Raw genomic sequence first — 19,672 nt, forward strand, 5'->3', positions numbered from 1 at the left:
AAGTTCCATCCATCTCGACACCATCCGCGACCTGAAGCAGATCAACTCGCTGCTTGCCGCTATGGCCTATCCGGTGCTCGAAGAACAGGGGCTGTTGAACACCACACGGTTGCGTAAGTTGCAGGGCTGACTCCAGGTACTGTATATGCCTGGGGAGTGTTGGCCCGATGACAGCCGATATCACTATGCCAGGTTGCCGCGCAGCTTCCCGCTTGCCACTTGCAGCTAAACTGTTCCACCAGGTCTGCCGCCACCTTGATCAGATGATGTCTCCAAGAATTCGGTAAAGATTTGCAGCACGCGCTTTTGCGCAGTTGTTCGTTTCGAAACGACACCGTTCATGAGGCTCGAACGAAAGGGCTGACGACCAAGCTGAAAATTGAAATACCATTTTCCGTGGTGGGGCCCGCCGTAAATTCGATAGATGCGGCCGATCACAATGCCAGACGCAATTGCAACGAAATCATCCGGCTTGTGGCGGTCATCAAAATGCATCGCCTTCCAAGTTATCTTGCCAACTGCGAACCCGTCCAATTTCATAATAGGTATGCGATCCCGATTGCGAACGCTATGCCAACGAAGAATAGCTCACCCTGCATGAAAGAGGTTCGCAGACATGGCGCGGACGAAGTGTCATCGCTTTGGCGTGCAAATTCTGTTGTTTCTAGACGTCGGGATTGCCCTTTCAATTCCATCAACGACCACTGCTGGATCGCATTGCTTCCTCTAATATGATGCCTAATCTGGCGTCGTACTGTACGACGGGCACTCTATTATCATCATTGTTATTTACCCGTCTAAGCGATTTTCGACCCTCGCGGCTTCCACACTGCCCGTCGTGTTGTTGAAGTAATCGTGTGAGCCGGCTATGACGAATGAAACACGAACAACGAGAGTGCACCCGGTATGTTGAAGTGGTTCCGTGCATTAATGCCGCGCGAGGATCGGTTTTTTGAAATGTTCGTGCGCCACTCGCGGGTGGTTGTTGCTGCGGCTGATTCCCTAAAATCCTTGCTCTGCGGCGAAGGCGAGCTCGAACACCATTGCAACAAGATCGTCGAACTTGAAAATGAGGCCGACGAAATAACGCGCGAGGTGTTGGTCGCAGTTCGGCGCAGTTTTATTACACCGTTCGACCGGGGCGACATACAAGATTTGATACAGTCGATGGATGATGCCATCGATACTATGCACAAGACAGTCAAAACGATCCGGCTGTTTGAGCAGACCCACTTCGATCCGTGCATGCGCGAAATGGGTTTGCTCATCGTCGAGGCCGCCGGGCTTGTCGCTGAGGCGATACCTCTGCTGAAACGTGTGGGGACCCACTCGACCCGGCTTAGCGCAATCGCAGAAGAGGTCGTTCGCGTTGAGGGCCGCGCCGATGAACTGCATGATCAGGGATTGAAGGAACTTTTCAATCGGCATGGTAACGCAGATGCCATGGCCTACATCATTGGCAGCGAGATCTATGGCGATCTCGAAAAAGTTGTCGATCGGTTCGAAGATGTAGCGGATGAGATAAGTGGCATTGTGATCGAGAACGTCTGATGGAGGGAGCGCTCAGCTTTCCGTTGCTGTTAGGTCTGATTGCCGTGGCATTGTTCTTTGACTTTCTGAACGGCCTGCACGACGCTGCAAATTCAATTGCGACCATTGTCTCAACGCGCGTCCTGCGACCGCGATATGCGGTCCTGTGGGCGGCTTTCTTCAATTTCGTCGCATTCCTGTTTTTTGGTCTCCATGTTGCCGAGACAGTTGGAACCGGCATCATCGATCCGGCTATCGTAACCCCGGGGCTGATCTTTGCCGCACTCATGGGAGCCATAGTTTGGAATATCGTTACCTGGGTGTTCGGAATTCCCTCCAGTTCATCCCATGCCCTTGTTGGTGGGCTCGTTGGCGCAGGCCTGGTGAGAGCAGGGGGCGAAGCGATCGTCTGGACGGGACTTTTAAAGACGGTTGGAGCAATCTTCATGTCTCCGATGATCGGCTTCCTCCTTGCGCTGCTCCTGATCCTCATCGTCTCCTGGATATTTGTCCGGCAAACACCCTTTGCAGTTGATCGCACCTTCCGCGGTATGCAGTTCATTTCCGCGTCGCTCTATTCCCTCGGGCACGGCGGCAACGATGCTCAGAAAACCATGGGAATTATTGCTGTGCTGCTTTTCTCGCAGGGTCGACTGGGCCCCGAGTTCAGCGTTCCATTCTGGGTCGTCATTGCGTGCCAGTCGGCGATGGCTCTTGGCACGCTCTTCGGCGGCTGGCGTATCGTGCACACCATGGGCTCCAAGATAACCCGTCTCAATCCAATGCAGGGGTTTTGCGCCGAGACAGGGGGAGCACTGACATTATTCGGTGCGACATGGCTTGGTATTCCCGTATCCACTACCCACACGATCACAGGCGCGATTGTCGGGGTTGGCGCAGCCCGGCGCGTTTCGGCGGTACGTTGGGGGTTGGCGGGCAACATTGTCATCGCCTGGCTTATCACCATGCCGGCAGCTGCGGTCATCTCAGCACTGTTTTATGTCGCTACCGCGTTAAGCCCTTAGGGCTGCTTTGCAGAAACAGACGGGCTTACCGACCTCGAATTTTGTCCTCGGTAGAATGAATCACTTGGTGACAGCGAATCTAGACGACGTGGGCAATGACTTCAACGCAGGCATGAAAGCGTCGAATGTACCAGAGGGGTACAGCCGGTTTGTTTCCGGTAAGAAGCGAGTCTTCGAGAGGAACTCGATCTTGAACTAGGCGTAAAAGCACAGCCAAAATGAAGGGGCATACGCGAGATCAGCCCTGGTCCGCTGGCGGGGCAACGGATCCGCGCTCGATAATCGAGGTCGGAACTATGATCCGCTCCGGGGGTCTGGCTTCCCCTTTCAGCCTTCGTATAAGCAGCTCGGTCACTGTTTTGCCAAGCGTATAAGCGGGCTGGTCGATGACCGTGATGGGGGGGCTGGTAACGGTGGTCCAGTCCGCATCATGAAATGTTATGAGCGACAGATCTTCAGGAATGCGCAGGCCCCGTTGCCGGACCACTTTGAAGATCTCGAGAGCAATAACGCTATCGGACGCGATGATCGCGGTTGGTGGATGCGGCCGTGATAATAGTTTGTCGGTGATCTTGCACGTCTCCTGGGGCGTCTTTGCCCCGAGCATAACGAGCCGGTTGGAGGGCGGCATCCCCGCGATGTCACAGGCAGCCATGAAGCCCTCTATGCGTTCGCGAACGGACGAGGTGTAGATCTGCCCCAGATCCTTATATTCATGCCCTGCGAAATCGACGGCGGTAATGTAGGCGATCCTTCGATGACCGCATGCGGTCAAGAGTTCCGTAGCGCGTCGCGCAGCGTTACGATCATCCACCGTTACGGTGTCGACGTCGAAATCGGGAAGCGCCCGGTCCAGGAGGGCAAGCGGGCGGCCTGAACGATGTATGTCGCGCAGATGCGAAATATCACGTGATTCCGACGGAGTGACAATCAGGCCGTCGACCCGTTTACCTATCAAAACACGCACCGCCGCCTTCTCTACCTCGATCTGTTCGCTGGAATTTGCCAAGATGACATTGAAGCCGGCCGAACGGGCCGTATCGCTGATCCCGCGTACAGCAAAGCCGAAGAAAGAGTTCTCGATGTCACCGACCACCACGCCAATAATGCCGGATCGTCCGGTGGTCATGCTCCTGGCGAGTTCGTTCGGGCGATAATCCAGCTGCTGGGCCGCCGCCAATACATCGCTTCTTATCTTTTCGCTGACCACCCCATAATTTCCCAACACGCGGGCTGCCGTTGCCTTCGAGACACCTGCCGCTCGCGCGACATCGGCGACGGTGACCGAGCGGATCTTGGGGTTCGAACTTTTCATCTATTGAACGACTACTAGAGTTGTTGACGGCAGGTCAATGTGATTATATCAATTACCATTGAGACCGGTCTCACACAATAAGAGACCGGTCTCTAAGCAGAACAATTCAGGTTTTGGAAGTGTCGGCGACAGCGGGTTTGTCAACCCTTGCAGCTGCGAATTTCGGCAATCTCAGACAAGAAGTGCAAAACTTCAGAGGAGAACGACAGATGATAAGCATTCACGCAATCAAGCCATTTGCACTGGCCAGACGGGCGGTCATGGCAGCGACTCTGGTCCTGACCGGATTTTGTTCCGTCTCCCAGACGCTGGCAGCCGGTGACAATCCCTACGGCCTCATCGATCCGAAGGTGATCAGCGTCGGCACCATGGGCGATGCCAAGCCCTATACGTTCACCACGGCAGATGGCGAGTTTACCGGCTTCGATATCGAGCTCTTCCGCAATGTTGCGAGCCGTCTCGGCTTTCAAAAGGATCAGGTCGTCTTTACCGGCCAGGAGTTTTCAGCGCTGATGCCATCGGTCGCCAACCAGCGGTTCGACGTCGCCGTGGCTGCAATCGGCACCACGGAGGCACGCAAGAAGACAGTGGATTTTTCCGACGGCTATCTGGCGGGTTACCTTTCTGTCCTGACCTCGGATAAAGCGATAACGTCTCCCGAGGGCTTGAAAGGCAAGCGCCTTGGCGTCGTGCAGGGGACGCTCCAGGAAATCTATGCCGGAAAAAACTTCACCGGCACCGATCTGGTCAAGTTCCCGGATAACAATTCGGCAATCTCCGCCCTCAACAACGGAACGGTCGATGCTCACTTCCTCGACTATGAGGCTGCAAAGCAATACGGCGAACGTTACCCCGACCTGAAGATTGCGGTAAACATTCCTTCATTCGATGCGCCGGCAGGATTTGTCGTGCGCAAGGGCAATGATGCCTTCCGCGAGGCGCTCAACACGGCCCTTCATGCCGCCATGCAGGATGGCACCTGGAAGACACTTTACGAAAAATGGTTCCCGGGTTCGCCCATGCCGGATCAGTACCTTCCAAAGAAGCAATAACACCTGGCGCGGGTGGAGCCCGCGCCCCACAAGCTGACGAAACCTCAAGGGGAACAGCATGGACTGGATGGAAAACCTGCGTCGCAGTTTCCTCGATTGGGATGCGATGGCAGCGGTCCTGCCGACAATGATTACCGTCGGGTTGAAGAACACGTTGATCCTCGCCGCCGCATCGACGGTGCTTGGCGTAGTTATCGGAATGATTCTTGCGGTCATGGGTATCTCGCAATCCCTCTGGCTCAGAATCCCGGCCCGTATCTACACGGATATCTTCCGCGGCCTGCCTGCCATCGTGACCATTCTTCTCATCGGCCAGGGCTTTGCACGTATCGGCAGGGAGTTTTTCGGCCCTTCTCCCTATCCGCTTGGCATTCTGGCGCTCAGCCTGATTGCCGGTGCCTATATCGGCGAGATATTCCGGGCCGGCATTCAAAGCGTTGAGCGCGGCCAGATGGAAGCATGCCGCGCCTTGAGCATGAGCTATGGTCAAGGCATGCGCCTCATCGTCATTCCGCAAGGGGTTCGGCGCGTATTGCCAGCCCTTGTCAACCAGTTCATCGGTAATGTGAAAGACTCCAGTCTTGTCTACTTCCTTGGATTGCTGGCGGCAGAGCGAGAGATCTTTCGTGTCGGTCAGGACCAGGCGGTCGTTACGGGAAACTTGTCGCCGCTTTTGCTTGCAGGGATGTTTTACCTGATCATTACCGTTCCGCTCACGCATCTCGTCAACTATATCGACAACAGTCTGAGAGTAGGCAAACACAAGTCCGGCGCCCTCACCAGCGGTCTTGTCGAGGTGGGTGAACTGGAAGACGCCGTCAGCCCCCAGGCACCCGTCGGCGCTGATCGCGACAAGTCCAAGATTGAACCAGCAAAACCGCGGTTTAAAGGCGGCAGCCTTGCTATCACTGATCTCGACATGGCCTATGGCGACCTTGACGTTCTCAAGCAGGTAAGCTTGGCGGTCAAGGCCGGTTCGGTAACCTGCGTCATTGGTCCCTCGGGCTCTGGCAAGTCGACGCTGCTGCGCTGCCTGAACCGACTTGTCGAACCAAAGGCCGGAAATATTCTCCTTGACGGAGCGACGATCCTGACGATGAAGCCGGAAACGCTTCGCCGGCGGGTCGGCATGGTCTTCCAGCATTTCAACCTGTTTCCGGACCATACTGCTCTTGAAAACGTGATGCTCGCGCTCACCAAGATCAAGCGCGTGCCAAGGCGTGAGGCAAAGCGGATCGCCGAAGCCAGCCTCGCCGATGTCGGTCTCGCCTCGCGCAAGGATCATCGGCCGGGACGGCTCTCCGGTGGTCAACAACAACGTGTGGCCATTGCACGTGCCCTGGCCATGGAGCCGGAAGTCATTCTGTTCGACGAGGTGACGAGCGCGCTCGATCCGGAACTGGTAAAGGGCGTACTCGATCTCATGGCTGATCTTGGCCGGCGCGGCATGACGATGGTCGTGGTCACCCATGAGATGGGATTTGCCCGCAAGGTCGCCGATCAGGTTATCTTCATGGATGAAGGACGCGTGGTTGAAACAGGCTCACCGTCCGAGATCTTCGACAATCCAAAAAGTCAACGCCTAAAGCGCTTCCTGGCCGAAGTTCTGTGAAACACAGCCAAACGCGTGAAGCGACCCTAATCAATCAAGATGAAAGCCCAACAACATGTATCCATCTGCTCCTATAGTCTCGAAAGTCGTCGTGGTCGGCGGCGGTGTATTTGGTGTTTCTGCTGCCTTGCATCTTGCTCGCCAGGGTGTTCGCACCGTTCTTGTCAATGACGGGCCGCTCGCGAGCGGCGCATCGGGGCGATCGCTCGCCTGGCTCAACTCCGCGCGCCGACGCTCGGCCGACTATCACTACCTGCGCCTCGCCGGCATCGATCGCTATCGAACCTTGGCAGCAAAGCATCCGGGCGCGGCCTGGCTGCGTTTCCACGGCGGATTGACGTGGGATGCAGACGACGCGAAGAACGAAATCGCCACCGTTTTCGCCCATGAGCGATCCATAGGCTATGACGCTCGGCTGCTATCTGCCGAGGAGATAGGCTCGATTACGCCGGGTGTCGATGTCCGGTCGGTTCCGCCACAAGGAGCTATTTTCAATCCAGGGGAAGGCTGGGTGGACCTTCCCTCACTCATTGACCTCCTGGTGAACGAATTTCAAACACTTGGTGGCGAGGTGGTGACCGATGGCGGTCGAGCCAAGCTGCTCGCCCGTGGCGGGCGTGCCGGAGGGGTAGTCCTGGAAAATGGCAGCGAGATCGGCGCGGACGCAGTGCTTCTGGCAACCGGGGCGGCTGTTCCTTCCATGGCCATGGACATCGGCAAGACAATTCCCGATGCGACGCCGATTGCGCTGCTCGTGCGCACTGAGGTGATCGATCATCCTCTTGAGGCAGTATTGAACACGCCGCGTGTCGCCATCCGGCCGATGCCGACGGGCGGTTTCGCGCTTGATTCCGCCTGGTCTGAAGAAGAAGTCTTGACCCACGCGGACGGCACCCATCACGTTAACCAGGCAACGATCCATGGTCTTCTCGAAGAAGCATCGAAGGTTCTGGCCGGCAATCCCAAACTTGCGGTTGCCAGTTATAGCATTGGTCCAAAACCAATTCCGGGGGACGGCGAGCCAGTATTTGGTCCCTTGAAGGAGATGGATGGCTGTTACGTCGCCTTTAGCCATAGCGGTGCCACCTTGGGTCTCATTGCCGGCGAACTTTTGGCAGGTGAAATTGCGACAGGGGAGGCCAACCCTCTTCTTTACCCATTCCGACCCGAAAGGTTCTAATCTGAAGCCACCGGCGCGAGGATAAATACGCCGTGGCCAGGCCACCCTGGCGAATGTCCCGGATCGTTGCATAAAGAGGCGGCCCTTTCCCTCTAGACTGCGAATTGTTCGAATCTTTTGCTGAGCCTATGCGAAGCGGCACGCCAGGGCTAAAAGAGACGACAGTGGCGGATGTGCGTAGTTTCGAGAAGGGAAAAATGGCTCACAAACCGGTGACCTTGAAGGATGTGGCAGCCTTTGCAAACGTATCACGTGCGACAGCTGCCCGTGCTCTCAACAGCTACGGTTACGTAGGCGATGAGACCGCTCAGAAAGTTCATGAAGCTGCACAAAAGCTCGGCTACAGAGGCAATCGCCTGGCTCAGGCCCTGCGCAACGGGCAACTGCCAATAATTGGCTGCATTTTGGGCGACATACAAAACCCTTTCTTCGCCCGGATCGCGCACGATATTGAGGTACTGGCGCGTGGGAGCCAGTACAATCTCATCATCGGCAGCAGCGAAGAGCAACTGGAACAGGAAGTCTCTTTGCTGGCGAGCCTCCAATCGCTCAGCATTCGAGGCTTTATCGTCGCGCCGACGTCTGCCGAGACCAATTCCCATTTAAAGCGCCTGATAGAAGAGAACGTGCCCCTGGTCCTGATTGACCGTGTCGTGCAAGGCGTCGAATGCGACAGTGTCGTTGTCGATAACGAAGGCGGTGCGCGCAAGGCCATTGATTATCTGATCGCCATGGGCCATCGCCGCATCGGCCTTTTGCAGGACGACACCCGCATCTTCACGTCGCGCGAACGCTTGAGCGGTTATCAAAGTGCGCTCGTCGCTGGCGGCGTCATTCCGGAAGACAGGATGATTGCCGTATCTCAATCCACAGTTGAACATGCGATCGATGCAACGATTCGCTTGTTCAGCCAGAAAGCCCCGCCCACCGCTCTTTTCACCGTCGACAGCTTGATGACCCAAGGCGCTCTTTTGGCCTTTCGCTCGATGGGAATTTCAATTCCGCATGATGTATCGCTTATCGGGTTCGACGACTTCAATCTGGCGACGTTTACCGATCCGCAAATCACAGTTGTCGCGCAACCCGTATCGGAAATAGGGCGTGCGGCGGCTCGACTTTTGTTCGAGCGGCTTTCCGGACAAAGTCGCCCACCTAAACAAATTCGCTTTGAAACCAAACTGTTAGTCAGAGGCTCCGTAAGCCGTCGATTGCAAGGCTGAGCCGCGCGGCGGGTGCCGTGAAAAAAATCAATAATGCTACTTGTCAGCGGGAAAATCTTGTGCGCTAAATGCATGTGAGATCGATCTCACACTGTCTCAACCAACATCCGCGCAAGATGGGATCTTGCTCTTCAGGCGGTTTTGAAATGCGCAAATGGGAAGGTTTTAATGCTCAACTTCGATAAAGATCGCTTTGTGAAGATACAAAGTGGCGCAGTTGCAATTGCGCAAGACGTGCGCGCTTTGGTGCGCAAGCTTCTGGACGATGGTCTGGAGCGGGTTTTCTTCATGGGCACGGGCGGCGTGCAGTTTCTGACTCAGCCAGCGATTGAGCTCGCCCGCAACTCGACGGTTTTCCCGGTTTCCGCAGCGTTTCCTGCCCAGGTCGTGCTTGAAGCCCCGGCCGGTCTGGACGAAAGGGCGCTGGTCATTCTCCCTTCTCTATCCGGAACCACCAAGGAAAGTGTGCAGCTTTTGTCCTTCTTGAAGGAAAGGGGCGTCAAGACGCTTTCGCTCACCGGACATAAGAGCACCCCGTTGGGCCTTGATGCCGATTATAACTTCACCAATTTTGCTGAAGACGATACCTCGTCGGAATCCTTTTACCTGCAGACGTTGCTGATTGTTCTGGCCCTCCTGGCCGAGCGCGGCGAATATGCCGACTTCGATGCAACCGTGGCGGAACTGAAGTTGCTGCCAGAATTGCTGGTCTCTGTTAAGGAGAATTACGAGGCAAGCGCGGCAGCGCTGGCTCAGGAAATCAAGGACGAGAACTACCACATCTTCACAAGCGCGGGTTCGCTCTGGCCGCAAGCACACTATTATGGGATGTGCATTCTTGAGGAGATGCAGTGGATCCGCACCCGTCCGGTCCATGCGTCCGATTTCTTCCATGGCACACTTGAATTGGTTGAGCCCGGAGTAAGCCTGTTTATCTTCAAGGGCGAGGACGCCTGCCGTCCGTTGACCGACCGCGTTGAAAATTTTGCAAGACGCTACACTGACAAGGTACGCGTTCTCGATGCAGCCTCTGTGCAGCTTCCAGGAGTTTCCGACAAGACGCGCAAACTGATCTCTCCCGTTATTCTTGCAACGATGCTCGAGCGACTGAGCGCACATCTGGAAGTTCTGCGTGACCACCCGCTGACAACGCGCCGCTATTACAAGCGAGTCGAATACTGAGCTGTTCCCGATCTGATCATGTCGGATCGGGATCGCAGATCTTGAATAAAAATCACAGAAACGAAAAACCAAAGAGAGGAACTGCGAAATGAAAAGCAAAACGTTTTTGAGCACCACAAGTCTCGCTTCATTCGTTGCGGCCGGGTTGATTGCAAGCGGTACGAATGCCGCTTGGGCAAAAGATCCGGTTGTTGCCGATCCCAACGCGCAAGTCGAATACTCGGGCACTTTGAGCATCTTGACCAAATTCGGCCTGCAGCAGCTTTCTCCATTTTTCGTCAATGCGGCCAAAGAATACGAGAAGCTTCATCCTGACGTAAAAGTCGAGCTCATTCAGGAAAGCGACGATAGTGTAAAGGGCAAGACAAAGGCCCTTGTTGCTTCCAACTCGTTGCCCGATATCTATTTTACCTGGACAGGCAGCTGGGGTGAGAATTTCGTCCGTGGCAATCGCGCCGTCGATTTGACCAAGGTGATCGGTCCGGACACTCCATGGGGTAAAGAACTGGCAAATGCCGCGGTTACCGCCTTCCAGTACAACGGTAAGCTCTATGGCATTCCGCTTTACCTTGATGCCAAGTTCATGGGCTACAACAAGACACTGTTCGAAAAGGCAGGGGTTTCCGAACCCAAGAGTTTCGATGAGTTGCTAAGTGCCTGTGCAGCCTTGCGCAAGTCGGGCGTTACACCGATCTCGTTCGGCAACAAGGAAGGCTGGCCTGCCGTTCATTATGCGGGACAGCTGCTCGCCTACAACGTGCCGCAGGCGACCCTCGAGAAGGATTTTACGCCGGCCACGGCCGACTATTCGGATCCCGGCTACGTTCTCAGTCTGACGCAGTTCAAGCAGTTGATCGATGAGTGCTCGGACGGTTCCGGGACAAATGGTTCGTCCTATGCATCGGCCTTGCAGCAATTTAGCAATGCCAAGTCTGCAATGTACTATCAGGAAATCATTGAGTTCGACCAGAGCACTGCTGACGGCGCGTTGAAACAGGGCGATTTCGGCTACTTCAAATTGCCCACGCCGAAGGACGCCAAGGGCGACGAGAAGTCGATCGAAGGCGCACCGGAGGGTTACATGATCAACGCGGCTTCCAAACAAATTCCGCTCGCCATCGATTTCATGAAGTTTGTCACGTCTCCCGAAAACGGCAAGATCCTGTCGGCGCCGCCTTATGGTCAGCCAAGCGCTACCGTTGGCGGTTATTCTGCGGAGGCAATGAACCCGGCGGTCGTCGGCGGCCTGAAGGTCATTGCAGACTCCTCCTATCTCATGCCCTGGCTGGATACGGCCAACCCGCCGCGCGTCGCAGCCGCCTGGCTTTCAGGCCTGCAGGCGCTCATCGGCGGCTCGCAGACGCCTGAGCAGGTCATGGAACAGGTGAAGAAGGCAGCGGCCTCTTCCAAGTAAGAAAGCTGTCAGACGATGACTGTCATGAAGCATGACTATAAGGGTGAAGCCGGCAGGATCGGCTTCACCCTGCGCCGGAAGGCTGAAAGGGATCAGACCGGCCTGTTGTCGAAATTGCTGTCGTTTCGCTGGATTTTGATCGCGTTCGTCCTGATCCTGTGGTTCGTCTACTATCCGATCATCGACAATTTCATCGTAAGCACGAAGAACCAGGATATTTTCACCGGCGAAACCGCATTCGTGGGTCTCGACAACTATCGCCGGCTTCAAAGCGATCCAATCGTCTGGACGGCAATCCTCAACAACACGCTCTATGCGGTCATCTCGATAGCCTTCCAGGTGTTTGGCGCATTCGTGCTCGCTGCGCTCATCGAGGGCCTAGACCAGGAAAAATGGCGCAGGTTCTGGCGCGCCGTATACTTCATACCCTCAGCCATTTCGATCACCGTGACGGGCTTGCTATTCTACTTCATCTACCAGCCGGACATTGGCCTCCTCGACTCGGCGCTGACGCTAGTTGGATTGGGCAGTTGGTCGCGGGCATGGCTGGGCGAAGAGAGTACGGCGATCTATGCCATCATTGCCATGAGCCAGTGGCAGGGGTTTGGCTATTCGACCCTGCTGTTTGGCATTGCGATCCAGAAGATACCACGCGAGCTCTATGATGCCGCAATCATGGACGGGGCGGGCACCTGGCGCCGCCTGTGGAACATTACCATGCCTCTCACCCGAGAAATGACGGGATTGATGGTGATCGTCACGATTACCGGCGCGTTCCAGGTCTTCAACGAAGTCATGGTCATGACTGCTGGTGGACCCAACAATAGCAGCCAAGTGCTTGGAACCTGGCTCTATCAACAAGGCTTCATCGAAAATGACTTCGGTTATGGTGCTGCAGTCGCATCCGTCATCTTCGTCATCACCTTGCTAACCGGGTTCGGACAGCTTTGGTATACAAGGAAGAGGAGGGTTCATCTATGAGCGTCGCCCTTCCATCCCGCGAGACGGAACGCGTCGACTTCGTTCAAGTGGTCGCGAAAGTTTGCCTAGTCACCTTTCTCGTCAGCCTCGGCGTCGTGGTTATCTACCCACTCATCTGGATGGCGTTGAACGGCTTCAAAAGCAATTCGGAAATCTTTGGAAATCCGTTTGCGCTTCCGACGAACTTTGCGATCGGGAACTACATATCCGCCTGGAACCAGGGCATCCGCAACTACATCGCGACAAGCATAATCGTGACCCTTGGATCGGCATTTTGCACGGTTCTTGTCAGCGCCTGGACCGCATATGGCCTGACCCGTTCAAGTTTGCCCGCAAAGCCCTATCTCGTTGGCATTGTCCTCGGTGGTCTCATGCTAAGTCCGACGGTCGCCGTCATTCCGCTTGTGCGCATGATGCAGGATTTGGGCCTTTACAATACCTATTGGGCGCTGATCATCCTCTATACAGCGTTCCGAATTCCGTTCACGACCTTTCTCATACGCGCCTATATGCTCGGGCTCCCGCGTGATCTCGATGAGGCAGCCATCATGGATGGCGCGAGCGAAGGCCAGATCTTCTGGCGCGTGATCTTGCCGCTTTGCAAGCCGATATTGGTGTCCTGCGTCATCCTGCACGTCCTGTTTGCATGGAACGAATATCTCTTCGCGATGATATTCACGAGCGGGGCGGACCTGCAGACACTCCCCGTCGGCTTGACATCGATCATGGCGAAGCACGGAACAAATTACGCCGTGGTGTTTGCTGCCATGACGTTGTCGGCACTTCCCATCGTCATCGTATTTTTTGCCGCGCAACGCTTCTTCATCCGGGGCCTCGCCGAAGGCATCGGAAAATAATGGAGAAGCGAGAATGTTGAAACGTGAACAGCTTATCGGAGCGAATTTCTCCTTTCAGCACCACCCGTTCCGATGGGTGGCCGAGCAACTGCGCCAGATGGGGTTTAGTCGCATGGAACTCTGGGGAATTGCTCCCCACCTCGATCTCTTTCATGATAGCCAATTGCGTCTGCTGCAAGTGAAGTCGGTCCTCAACGACAATCAGCTGACGGTGCATTGCTTTACGCCGGAGCAGGTGCTTTATCCCGTCAACATTGCCTCGGGCGACATGGCCTATCGTGAAAAAAGCGTGGAGCGCTTTTTCCATGCTGCGGACATCTGTGCAGAATTAGGCGCGAAATATCTGTTTCTGACGCCCGGGCGCGGCTTTGAGTGCGAAAGCAGCGATCGTGCGAGAGCCCATTCGATGGAGTCGGTCAATAGGATCGCCGCCCATGCCAAGGGTAACGGGATTGCGTGTCTGCTGGAGCCGTTGCAGCGCACTGAAAGCAATATCGTCAACAACGCAGATGAACTCTTCGCCTTCTGGCGCGAGATCGACGCAGATAATATCGACGTGGTTCTTGATCTCGTTGCGATGGCAACAGCAAAGGATACGATGGGCGGTTATGTCGAAAGATTCGGCAAGCGACTTTCCCATGTCCACATTGTGGACGGGACGCCAGCGGGCCATCTCGCTTGGGGTGATGGCAACCTACCTTTGCATGACTATCTGGCCGAGCTCGGTGCAAGTTCGTTTACCGGAACGCTGACGTTCGAACCGTTCGGCAACGGTTCCTATGCGCTTGATCCCGTTTTAGCCTGGCAACGCTGTCTTAAGGCGATTGCTCCTCTTCTCGATCACGCGGACCAATAATGCAGAACGCCAATCCCAATCTGATTGCTGTCGGCGACAATTGCCTCGATGCCTATCTGACCAAGAGCTTTGTCACGGTCGGTGGAAATGCCCTCAATGTTGCGGTTCAATGGAAGCGGCATGGGTATAATGCTCGCTATTTTGGTGCCTTGGGGCATGATGAGGAAGCCGGCATCATGCTCCGGGAGATCGAGCGTGCGGGCCTCGTGGGAAACGACGTCGAAATACTGACTGGCAATTCGGCCGTGACATTGCTGGCTGACGACGCCGGCGAGCGGCGTTTTCTGCTCGAGTCGCTCGGCGTCGGCGCAGATTACTTTCCAAAGAGCGAACACTACCGTGAACTGCTCCAGGCGGACTGGGTCCATCTCGGTACGAATGCGAGCGAAAGACTGGTGCGAAAGCTCGTGACAGATGGCGTGAGATTCAGCGTCGACCTTTCGACCCGACACTTCGATTTACCGCTGGATAATGTCCCGCTGGTTTTTGCATCCGGATCTGACGATCCAGCCGAGCCGGCGGAGCCGCTCGTTGAACGGTTCAAGCGGGCAGGCGCCCGAGAGGTGGTAATCACCTGTGGCAAGCGCGGCTCCTTTTACGACAATGGCAGTGAGCTGTTCTTCGCCGGTTCGGTGCCGGTATCCGTGGTTGACACCTGCGGTGCCGGTGACAGTTTTATCGCCACATTTCTTGTCTCGCGCTTTTTTGAAGGCCAGTCGGAGCAAACCTCGCTGCATCGTTCCGCCATGCGTGCCTCGGAAACGTGCACGCATCTGGGTGGATTCCCCCAGGAGATCCTGCCGATTCCACAATGGCTCCTCGAAAAATATGACCCTGTCATCCGGACGGCACAAAGGGCTTGAGCATGATGAGCATCAAAATGAGACCGCCCGTTGCGGCAGCAAAAGAAGACCGCTCTTTTTGGCTGCAGAACATTGGTGCCGATGCCGTAACGACGCCGCTTGAGGGCAGCGAAACGTGCGACGTGGCCATCGTCGGCGGAGGTTACGCCGGCCTCTGGGCGGCGCTGCGCATAAAGGAGCGCGCACCCGAAACGCGGGTCACTATTCTCGAGGCCGATTTCTGCGGTTCGGGCGCCTCGGGACGAAACGGTGGTCAGGTCCATAGCTGGTTCGCCGAGATCGACACGCTGGGCGATCTTGTGGGTGATGAAGACGCACTCATGTTGTGCCGCGCCACTGCAGACGCCATCGAGGAACTCAAGTCTCTCCAGGATGCCGGCACCGTCGACATGGATTTGCGGCTCGATGGCTGGCTGTGGACCGCAAGCTCCACCGCCCAGGAGAGTGCGTGGTCGAAAGCCTACGATGTTTGCCGCACCCTCGACGAGAAACGGTTTCGGAAAATTGATCGCGCCGATATTCTGCAACGCACCGGCTCGGCTGCCTCCTACCTTGGCATCGTGGAAGACAGGGCAGGCACTGTCCAGCCCGCCAAACTGGCAGTGGGTCTGCGCCAGCTTGCGATGTCGAAAGGCGTCATCGTCCATGAACACAGTCCGGTTGTTGAAATCGTTCCGGGGCGACCAGCCCAGGTACGCACGGCACAGGGCACATTGTCCGCTCATAAAATCGTTCTCGCCGCCAATGCCTGGCTTTCGGCGATACCGGAATTGCACCCCTATCTCTATGTGGTCAGCAGCCAGGTTATCGCAACCGCACCTGCCGCCGACATATTGGAGGAGATCGGTTGGGTGGATGGTGCATCGATCTGCGATGCGCAGCACCACGTGCTGTACTATCAGCGCACGCCTTCAGGTCAGGTGATTTTCGGTAGGGGAACCGGCGGCATCGCCTACCGGGACCGTATAGATTCCCGCTTCAACCGCATCGGCGACAAGGGATTTGACAATATTCGCGAGCTGCATCGAGTTTACCCCCGGCTCAAAAACGTTGCGGTCCAGTATGATTGGAGCGGCCCTATCGATTGCACGGCACAGCATCTGCCGGTTTTCGATCATCTCAAAGATCATCCGAACATCTTCTACGCCATGGGATTCAACGGTACGGGGATTGCGCAGACACCTGTCGCAGGCCACATCATGGCCAGCCTTGTGCTGGAGCATGATGACAAGTGGAGCAAATGCGGACTCGTTGGCATTGATCGCCGTACAAAGCTGCCACCTGAGCCATTGCGCTACTTGGGAGCTAAAATCGTCCGCCGGGCCATTCGACGCAAGAACGATATGGAGATTCTCAACCAAAAGCCGGATCGAATGACGCGTTTCCTGGCCAGTCTGGCTCCCTGAGAAAAGCGAAAGCGCAAAGCAAAAGGAACGAAAAATGGCCGACTTGTCGCTGAGAAACATACGCAAATCCTACTCCAACCTCGAGGTGCTGCACGGCATAGATCTCGACATTCGATCGGGCGAGTTCGTCGTTTTCGTAGGTCCATCGGGTTGCGGGAAATCCACATTGCTCCGCTCGATTGCAGGTTTGGAAACGATTACGTCCGGCGATCTGATCATCGACGGCGAGCGTATCAACAATGTGGCGCCCTCGAAGCGCGGCATCTCCATGGTGTTCCAGTCCTATGCGCTCTATCCACATATGACTGTCTATGAAAATATGGCGTTTGGACTACGCATTGCCGGGTTGTCGAAAGCTGAAATCGACAAGCGGGTGCGCAACGCGGCCGGAATTCTACAACTGGACAGATATTTGCAAAGGCTGCCGAAGGCGCTCTCCGGCGGACAAAGGCAACGCGTTGCCATCGGGCGCGCTATCGTACGCAATCCCCGCGTCTTTCTGTTCGACGAACCATTATCCAATCTCGATGCCGCCTTGCGCGTCGCAACGCGGATCGAAATCGCAAAGCTGAAGCAGAGCATGCCGGATGTGACCATGATCTACGTGACCCACGATCAGGTTGAAGCGATGACATTGGCCGATCGCATCGTTGTGTTTAAAGACGGCTATATCGAGCAGGTAGGAACGCCTACCGAACTCTATAAGAATCCGGCCAACCTTTTCGTCGCCCAGTTCATCGGTTCCCCCGCGATGAACATATTGGAAGGAAAGGTCGAAAAGAATTCGACAGGATCCGTGAGATGCATATTGGATTGCGGTGTTGCTCTGGACGTTGGGTTGCAGGCCGATCGTGTTTCGACAGGAGATAGGATCAGCATTGGCATTCGTCCCGAGAATACACAGATCGCGCAAGCAAAAGCGAATAGTGCAGTGTTTACCGGAACTATCGATTTCGTAGAGCATCTCGGCGAGGTACAAATTCTCTATGTCGATGTGGCGGGCTCCGATCGAAAATATTTGATCAAGGCTGATGGCGAGGGCTCCTACGCCAGGATGGACACGGTCTGCTTTACTGCCCGAGCGCAAGACATCCACGTCTTCGACGCCAGCGGCTCTGCCATCACAAAGCGCGTATTGCCAACTAAAGTGCAGCCGGTGAAAAGTGAAGCGACATTGGGCTAGCGTTTGACGTCCGCTGTGGCGCATCGCGGCATATTTGTTAAGTCGCTGTTATAGATCAATCAGAAATAGGGATGTTTGGGGGTGCCAACGACGCCAGCAAACGCTTGAATGCCTGGACGCGGACTGTTTGCCCACCAGCTCCTTGTTTGAGGGGGCGCGACGGCTTTGTGGGTGGCTTTGTCGGTGGCCTTATCGGCGAGAGGTTGGGCGTCGTCAGGCCGTCGCTACGCGCTCGTAGCTCAACGACCGCAAGTCTTGTCCCGCGCATTTCATGCGATCGGTGTTGACCCAGTCGGTCGAGTCCTCGGCGGTTCGCAAAGCCTGCGGGTCTGTGCGTTTGCATAACGTTCATCTGGAACCGCTCGCAGAATATAGTGGATCTGCCGTTCGAATCGCTTCAATGCGCTGGACTTAAATGACCGCTATTTGGCATCCAATTTGGCGATCCGATCGGGCCGCTGAGTATCAAGCATAACGCGTCAGGCTCCATAAGAATGCGGCGATGATGGAACGCGGGCAACGAAAAAAGTTGTCAGTGATCTCGCCGCGCGCCGGTCGCCCGTCCTTTGGCGTATAGCAGGAAATGGAGATGCCAAAGGTCGAACTGATCCTCACCACCTTCGATTGGGTTCCCGAGATGCCGCAGGGCTATGTGCGTGACATACGTGTGCGCTGGGGCCAAGTGATGGAAATACCTCACATCGATGATGAGGTTATCGATCGCATCCAGGAACTCAAAAAGCAGCGTCTACCGTTCATCGATACCACACAAAAAAACGGCCTGGCCTCGAGGATGACCATCAAGTTTTCAAGTGCGAAATGTTTCTAACCGCCCTTTGCGTGAACCGGGGTTGGCGCGACCGAACACACCCCAACAAAACTGTGATTTTGCCGAAACGGGATTAGCGGTTAGGCTGGCTGCGCATCACAAAAGCTAGGAGTTGGACGATGAGAACAATCCTCGTACTTGCCGCTGCTTTCGGTTTTACCGTGTCGACCGCATCGGCCGAGTGTGTCGGTCGTACTGCCTCCGTTGACAAAGAGATGACAACGGCAAGTGTTTCGAAAGACCAGACTCCCATTCCTTCTGATGCCCAATCGGTCAAGAAGCAACTGCCGACGCAACAGGAAGCCGAATAGCCAGCGCCGTTGATGGTTTCAATAGATTTGTCCCCGTCCTCAAACACGACATAAGTAGGTCTATATCTACCGACAGACGTGGCATATCTCTGACAAACAGATTAATCGCAGTCTCCCGTGCACCGCAAAGCAACCCTCGCGGGAAACTTGCCTGCGTCATTTCGTGACGGGCGAAGCCGGATGCACATATCGGCATCGGTTCGACAGTGCGTTTGCCAACGCGGGTTTCCTGGCTCCAAATCCAAAGATGTTGTAAAAAGCCAATCGATAGAAGGATTAGCACTGCTTGCGATTTCCGCGGAGTCGCTCCTTAGACACAATCCCTGCTCATATGGTCGAGATCGTCCCAAAGCGATTCAGCGAATCCGCGCAGTACCATGATTTCGAAGGCGTTCTCACCAGTCCGGCTTACATGTGCGGCAACATGGGTGATAAGCGTTGTTGTGGCGTGTCCCACCGCGAATGCGTCTGGCGACAGATCAACGGCGGTGCCTTTGGCCAGAACCCGCCTGACCGCGGATCCTCTTGCAGAAATGCGCACTCGGCCGTGGCTTTGATCAATGGCATCCGCATGAGAGGGGATTGAGGCGCAAAGCGCCTGCATCTGAGCATGCGATAGCGCATTGTCACCAACGATAAACCATTGTCCCGGCGCCGCCGCACGTACGGCGAATTGTGCGCCATTTGCTAGACTCGCGATGAATGCGCAAATATTACCGTCACATGGATTGGCTAATACCTGCACCACATGGCCTTCGGGCAAGGCCTCCAGGATGAAGCTATTGCGAACGACGGGCCGCTTGCCTTCAAGAGCGGCTTGAGGCGACAGACGAAAGTCAACCACTGCATAACCCCC

18 protein-coding genes and 1 pseudogene are annotated in these 19,672 nt (G+C 55.6%); 16 read left to right on the forward strand and 3 right to left on the reverse strand.

Features of this window, described 5'->3' with window-relative positions; all coding sequences use genetic code 11:
• Positions 1-225: 225 nt before the first annotated feature.
• Positions 226-495 (reverse strand): hypothetical protein, encoded by a 270-nt coding sequence (locus AAAB35_RS20935; protein ID WP_340670207.1) that lies wholly within the window; start codon positions 493-495, stop codon positions 226-228.
• A gap of 411 nt (positions 496-906) precedes the next feature.
• Here AAAB35_RS20935 and AAAB35_RS20940 point away from each other — a divergent pair, with 411 nt between their 5' ends.
• Together AAAB35_RS20940 and AAAB35_RS20945 are read left to right on the forward strand one after the other, a co-directional pair.
• A complete protein-coding gene (locus tag AAAB35_RS20940; RefSeq protein ID WP_340670208.1) occupies positions 907-1,551 on the forward strand; it encodes a DUF47 domain-containing protein in 645 nt (214 codons plus the stop codon).
• Entirely contained in the window at positions 1,551-2,555 is a 1,005-nt protein-coding gene (locus AAAB35_RS20945; protein WP_340670209.1) for an inorganic phosphate transporter, read from the forward strand. The genes AAAB35_RS20940 and AAAB35_RS20945 overlap by 1 nt, the downstream gene beginning before the upstream one ends.
• A gap of 238 nt (positions 2,556-2,793) precedes the next feature.
• Here the strand turns inward: AAAB35_RS20945 and AAAB35_RS20950 are convergent, their stop codons facing one another.
• Positions 2,794-3,870 carry a LacI family DNA-binding transcriptional regulator gene (locus AAAB35_RS20950; protein WP_340670210.1) on the reverse strand — a complete coding sequence of 359 codons (1,077 nt, stop codon included), beginning with the start codon at positions 3,868-3,870 and terminating at the stop codon, positions 2,794-2,796.
• A 260-nt stretch (positions 3,871-4,130) separates the two neighbouring features.
• On the opposite strand from AAAB35_RS20950, the gene AAAB35_RS20955 reads away from it, so the two are divergent.
• From AAAB35_RS20955 to AAAB35_RS21020, 14 genes and pseudogenes are all read left to right on the forward strand, one after another.
• Complete coding sequence (locus AAAB35_RS20955) at positions 4,131-4,922, forward strand: ABC transporter substrate-binding protein (RefSeq protein ID WP_340670229.1); 792 nt, start codon at positions 4,131-4,133, stop codon at positions 4,920-4,922.
• A 58-nt stretch (positions 4,923-4,980) separates the two neighbouring features.
• Complete coding sequence (locus AAAB35_RS20960) at positions 4,981-6,534, forward strand: amino acid ABC transporter permease/ATP-binding protein (RefSeq protein ID WP_340670211.1); 1,554 nt, start codon at positions 4,981-4,983, stop codon at positions 6,532-6,534.
• A gap of 55 nt (positions 6,535-6,589) precedes the next feature.
• Complete coding sequence (locus AAAB35_RS20965; RefSeq protein WP_340670212.1) at positions 6,590-7,714, forward strand: FAD-binding oxidoreductase; 1,125 nt, start codon at positions 6,590-6,592, stop codon at positions 7,712-7,714.
• Positions 7,715-7,878: 164 nt separating this feature from the next.
• Positions 7,879-8,934, forward strand: coding sequence for a LacI family DNA-binding transcriptional regulator (locus AAAB35_RS20970; protein ID WP_340670213.1), 1,056 nt, complete (start codon positions 7,879-7,881; stop codon positions 8,932-8,934).
• Positions 8,935-9,102: 168 nt separating this feature from the next.
• Positions 9,103-10,116, forward strand: a complete 1,014-nt coding sequence (locus AAAB35_RS20975; protein WP_340670214.1) for an SIS domain-containing protein — start codon at positions 9,103-9,105, stop codon at positions 10,114-10,116.
• An 88-nt stretch (positions 10,117-10,204) separates the two neighbouring features.
• Positions 10,205-11,530, forward strand: a complete 1,326-nt coding sequence (locus AAAB35_RS20980) for an extracellular solute-binding protein (RefSeq protein ID WP_340670215.1) — start codon at positions 10,205-10,207, stop codon at positions 11,528-11,530.
• Positions 11,531-11,554: 24 nt separating this feature from the next.
• Positions 11,555-12,511 carry a sugar ABC transporter permease gene (locus AAAB35_RS20985; protein WP_340670216.1) on the forward strand — a complete coding sequence of 319 codons (957 nt, stop codon included), beginning with the start codon at positions 11,555-11,557 and terminating at the stop codon, positions 12,509-12,511.
• Positions 12,508-13,368 (forward strand): carbohydrate ABC transporter permease, encoded by an 861-nt coding sequence (locus AAAB35_RS20990; protein WP_340670217.1) that lies wholly within the window; start codon positions 12,508-12,510, stop codon positions 13,366-13,368. Before AAAB35_RS20985 ends, AAAB35_RS20990 begins: the two co-directional genes overlap by 4 nt.
• Positions 13,316-14,224: a sugar phosphate isomerase/epimerase family protein gene (locus AAAB35_RS20995; RefSeq protein WP_340670218.1), complete on the forward strand. Its 909-nt coding sequence runs from the start codon at positions 13,316-13,318 to the stop codon at positions 14,222-14,224. The genes AAAB35_RS20990 and AAAB35_RS20995 overlap by 53 nt, the downstream gene beginning before the upstream one ends.
• Complete coding sequence (locus tag AAAB35_RS21000) at positions 14,224-15,087, forward strand: PfkB family carbohydrate kinase (protein ID WP_340670219.1); 864 nt, start codon at positions 14,224-14,226, stop codon at positions 15,085-15,087. The genes AAAB35_RS20995 and AAAB35_RS21000 overlap by 1 nt, the downstream gene beginning before the upstream one ends.
• Positions 15,088-15,104: 17 nt before the next feature.
• Positions 15,105-16,493: an FAD-binding oxidoreductase gene (locus AAAB35_RS21005; RefSeq protein ID WP_340670220.1), complete on the forward strand. Its 1,389-nt coding sequence runs from the start codon at positions 15,105-15,107 to the stop codon at positions 16,491-16,493.
• A gap of 34 nt (positions 16,494-16,527) precedes the next feature.
• Positions 16,528-17,676 (forward strand): sn-glycerol-3-phosphate ABC transporter ATP-binding protein UgpC, encoded by a 1,149-nt coding sequence (gene ugpC, locus AAAB35_RS21010; protein ID WP_340670221.1) that lies wholly within the window; start codon positions 16,528-16,530, stop codon positions 17,674-17,676.
• Positions 17,677-18,259: 583 nt separating this feature from the next.
• Positions 18,260-18,352: pseudogene (locus AAAB35_RS21015) on the forward strand (glutathione S-transferase family protein); the annotation flags it as partial.
• 272 nt (positions 18,353-18,624) lie between these two features.
• The gene (locus AAAB35_RS21020; protein ID WP_340670222.1) at positions 18,625-18,816 is read left to right on the forward strand and encodes a hypothetical protein; all 192 of its coding nucleotides are present in this window, start codon (positions 18,625-18,627) and stop codon (positions 18,814-18,816) included.
• Positions 18,817-19,126: 310 nt separating this feature from the next.
• Here AAAB35_RS21020 and AAAB35_RS21025 read toward each other — a convergent pair whose 3' ends face one another.
• The gene (locus AAAB35_RS21025; RefSeq protein ID WP_340670223.1) at positions 19,127-19,660 is read right to left on the reverse strand and encodes a sarcosine oxidase subunit gamma family protein; all 534 of its coding nucleotides are present in this window, start codon (positions 19,658-19,660) and stop codon (positions 19,127-19,129) included.
• Positions 19,661-19,672 lie beyond the last annotated feature (12 nt).

This window comes from Phyllobacterium sp. (genome assembly GCF_037994425.1).
GTDB lineage: Bacteria > Pseudomonadota > Alphaproteobacteria > Rhizobiales > Rhizobiaceae > Phyllobacterium.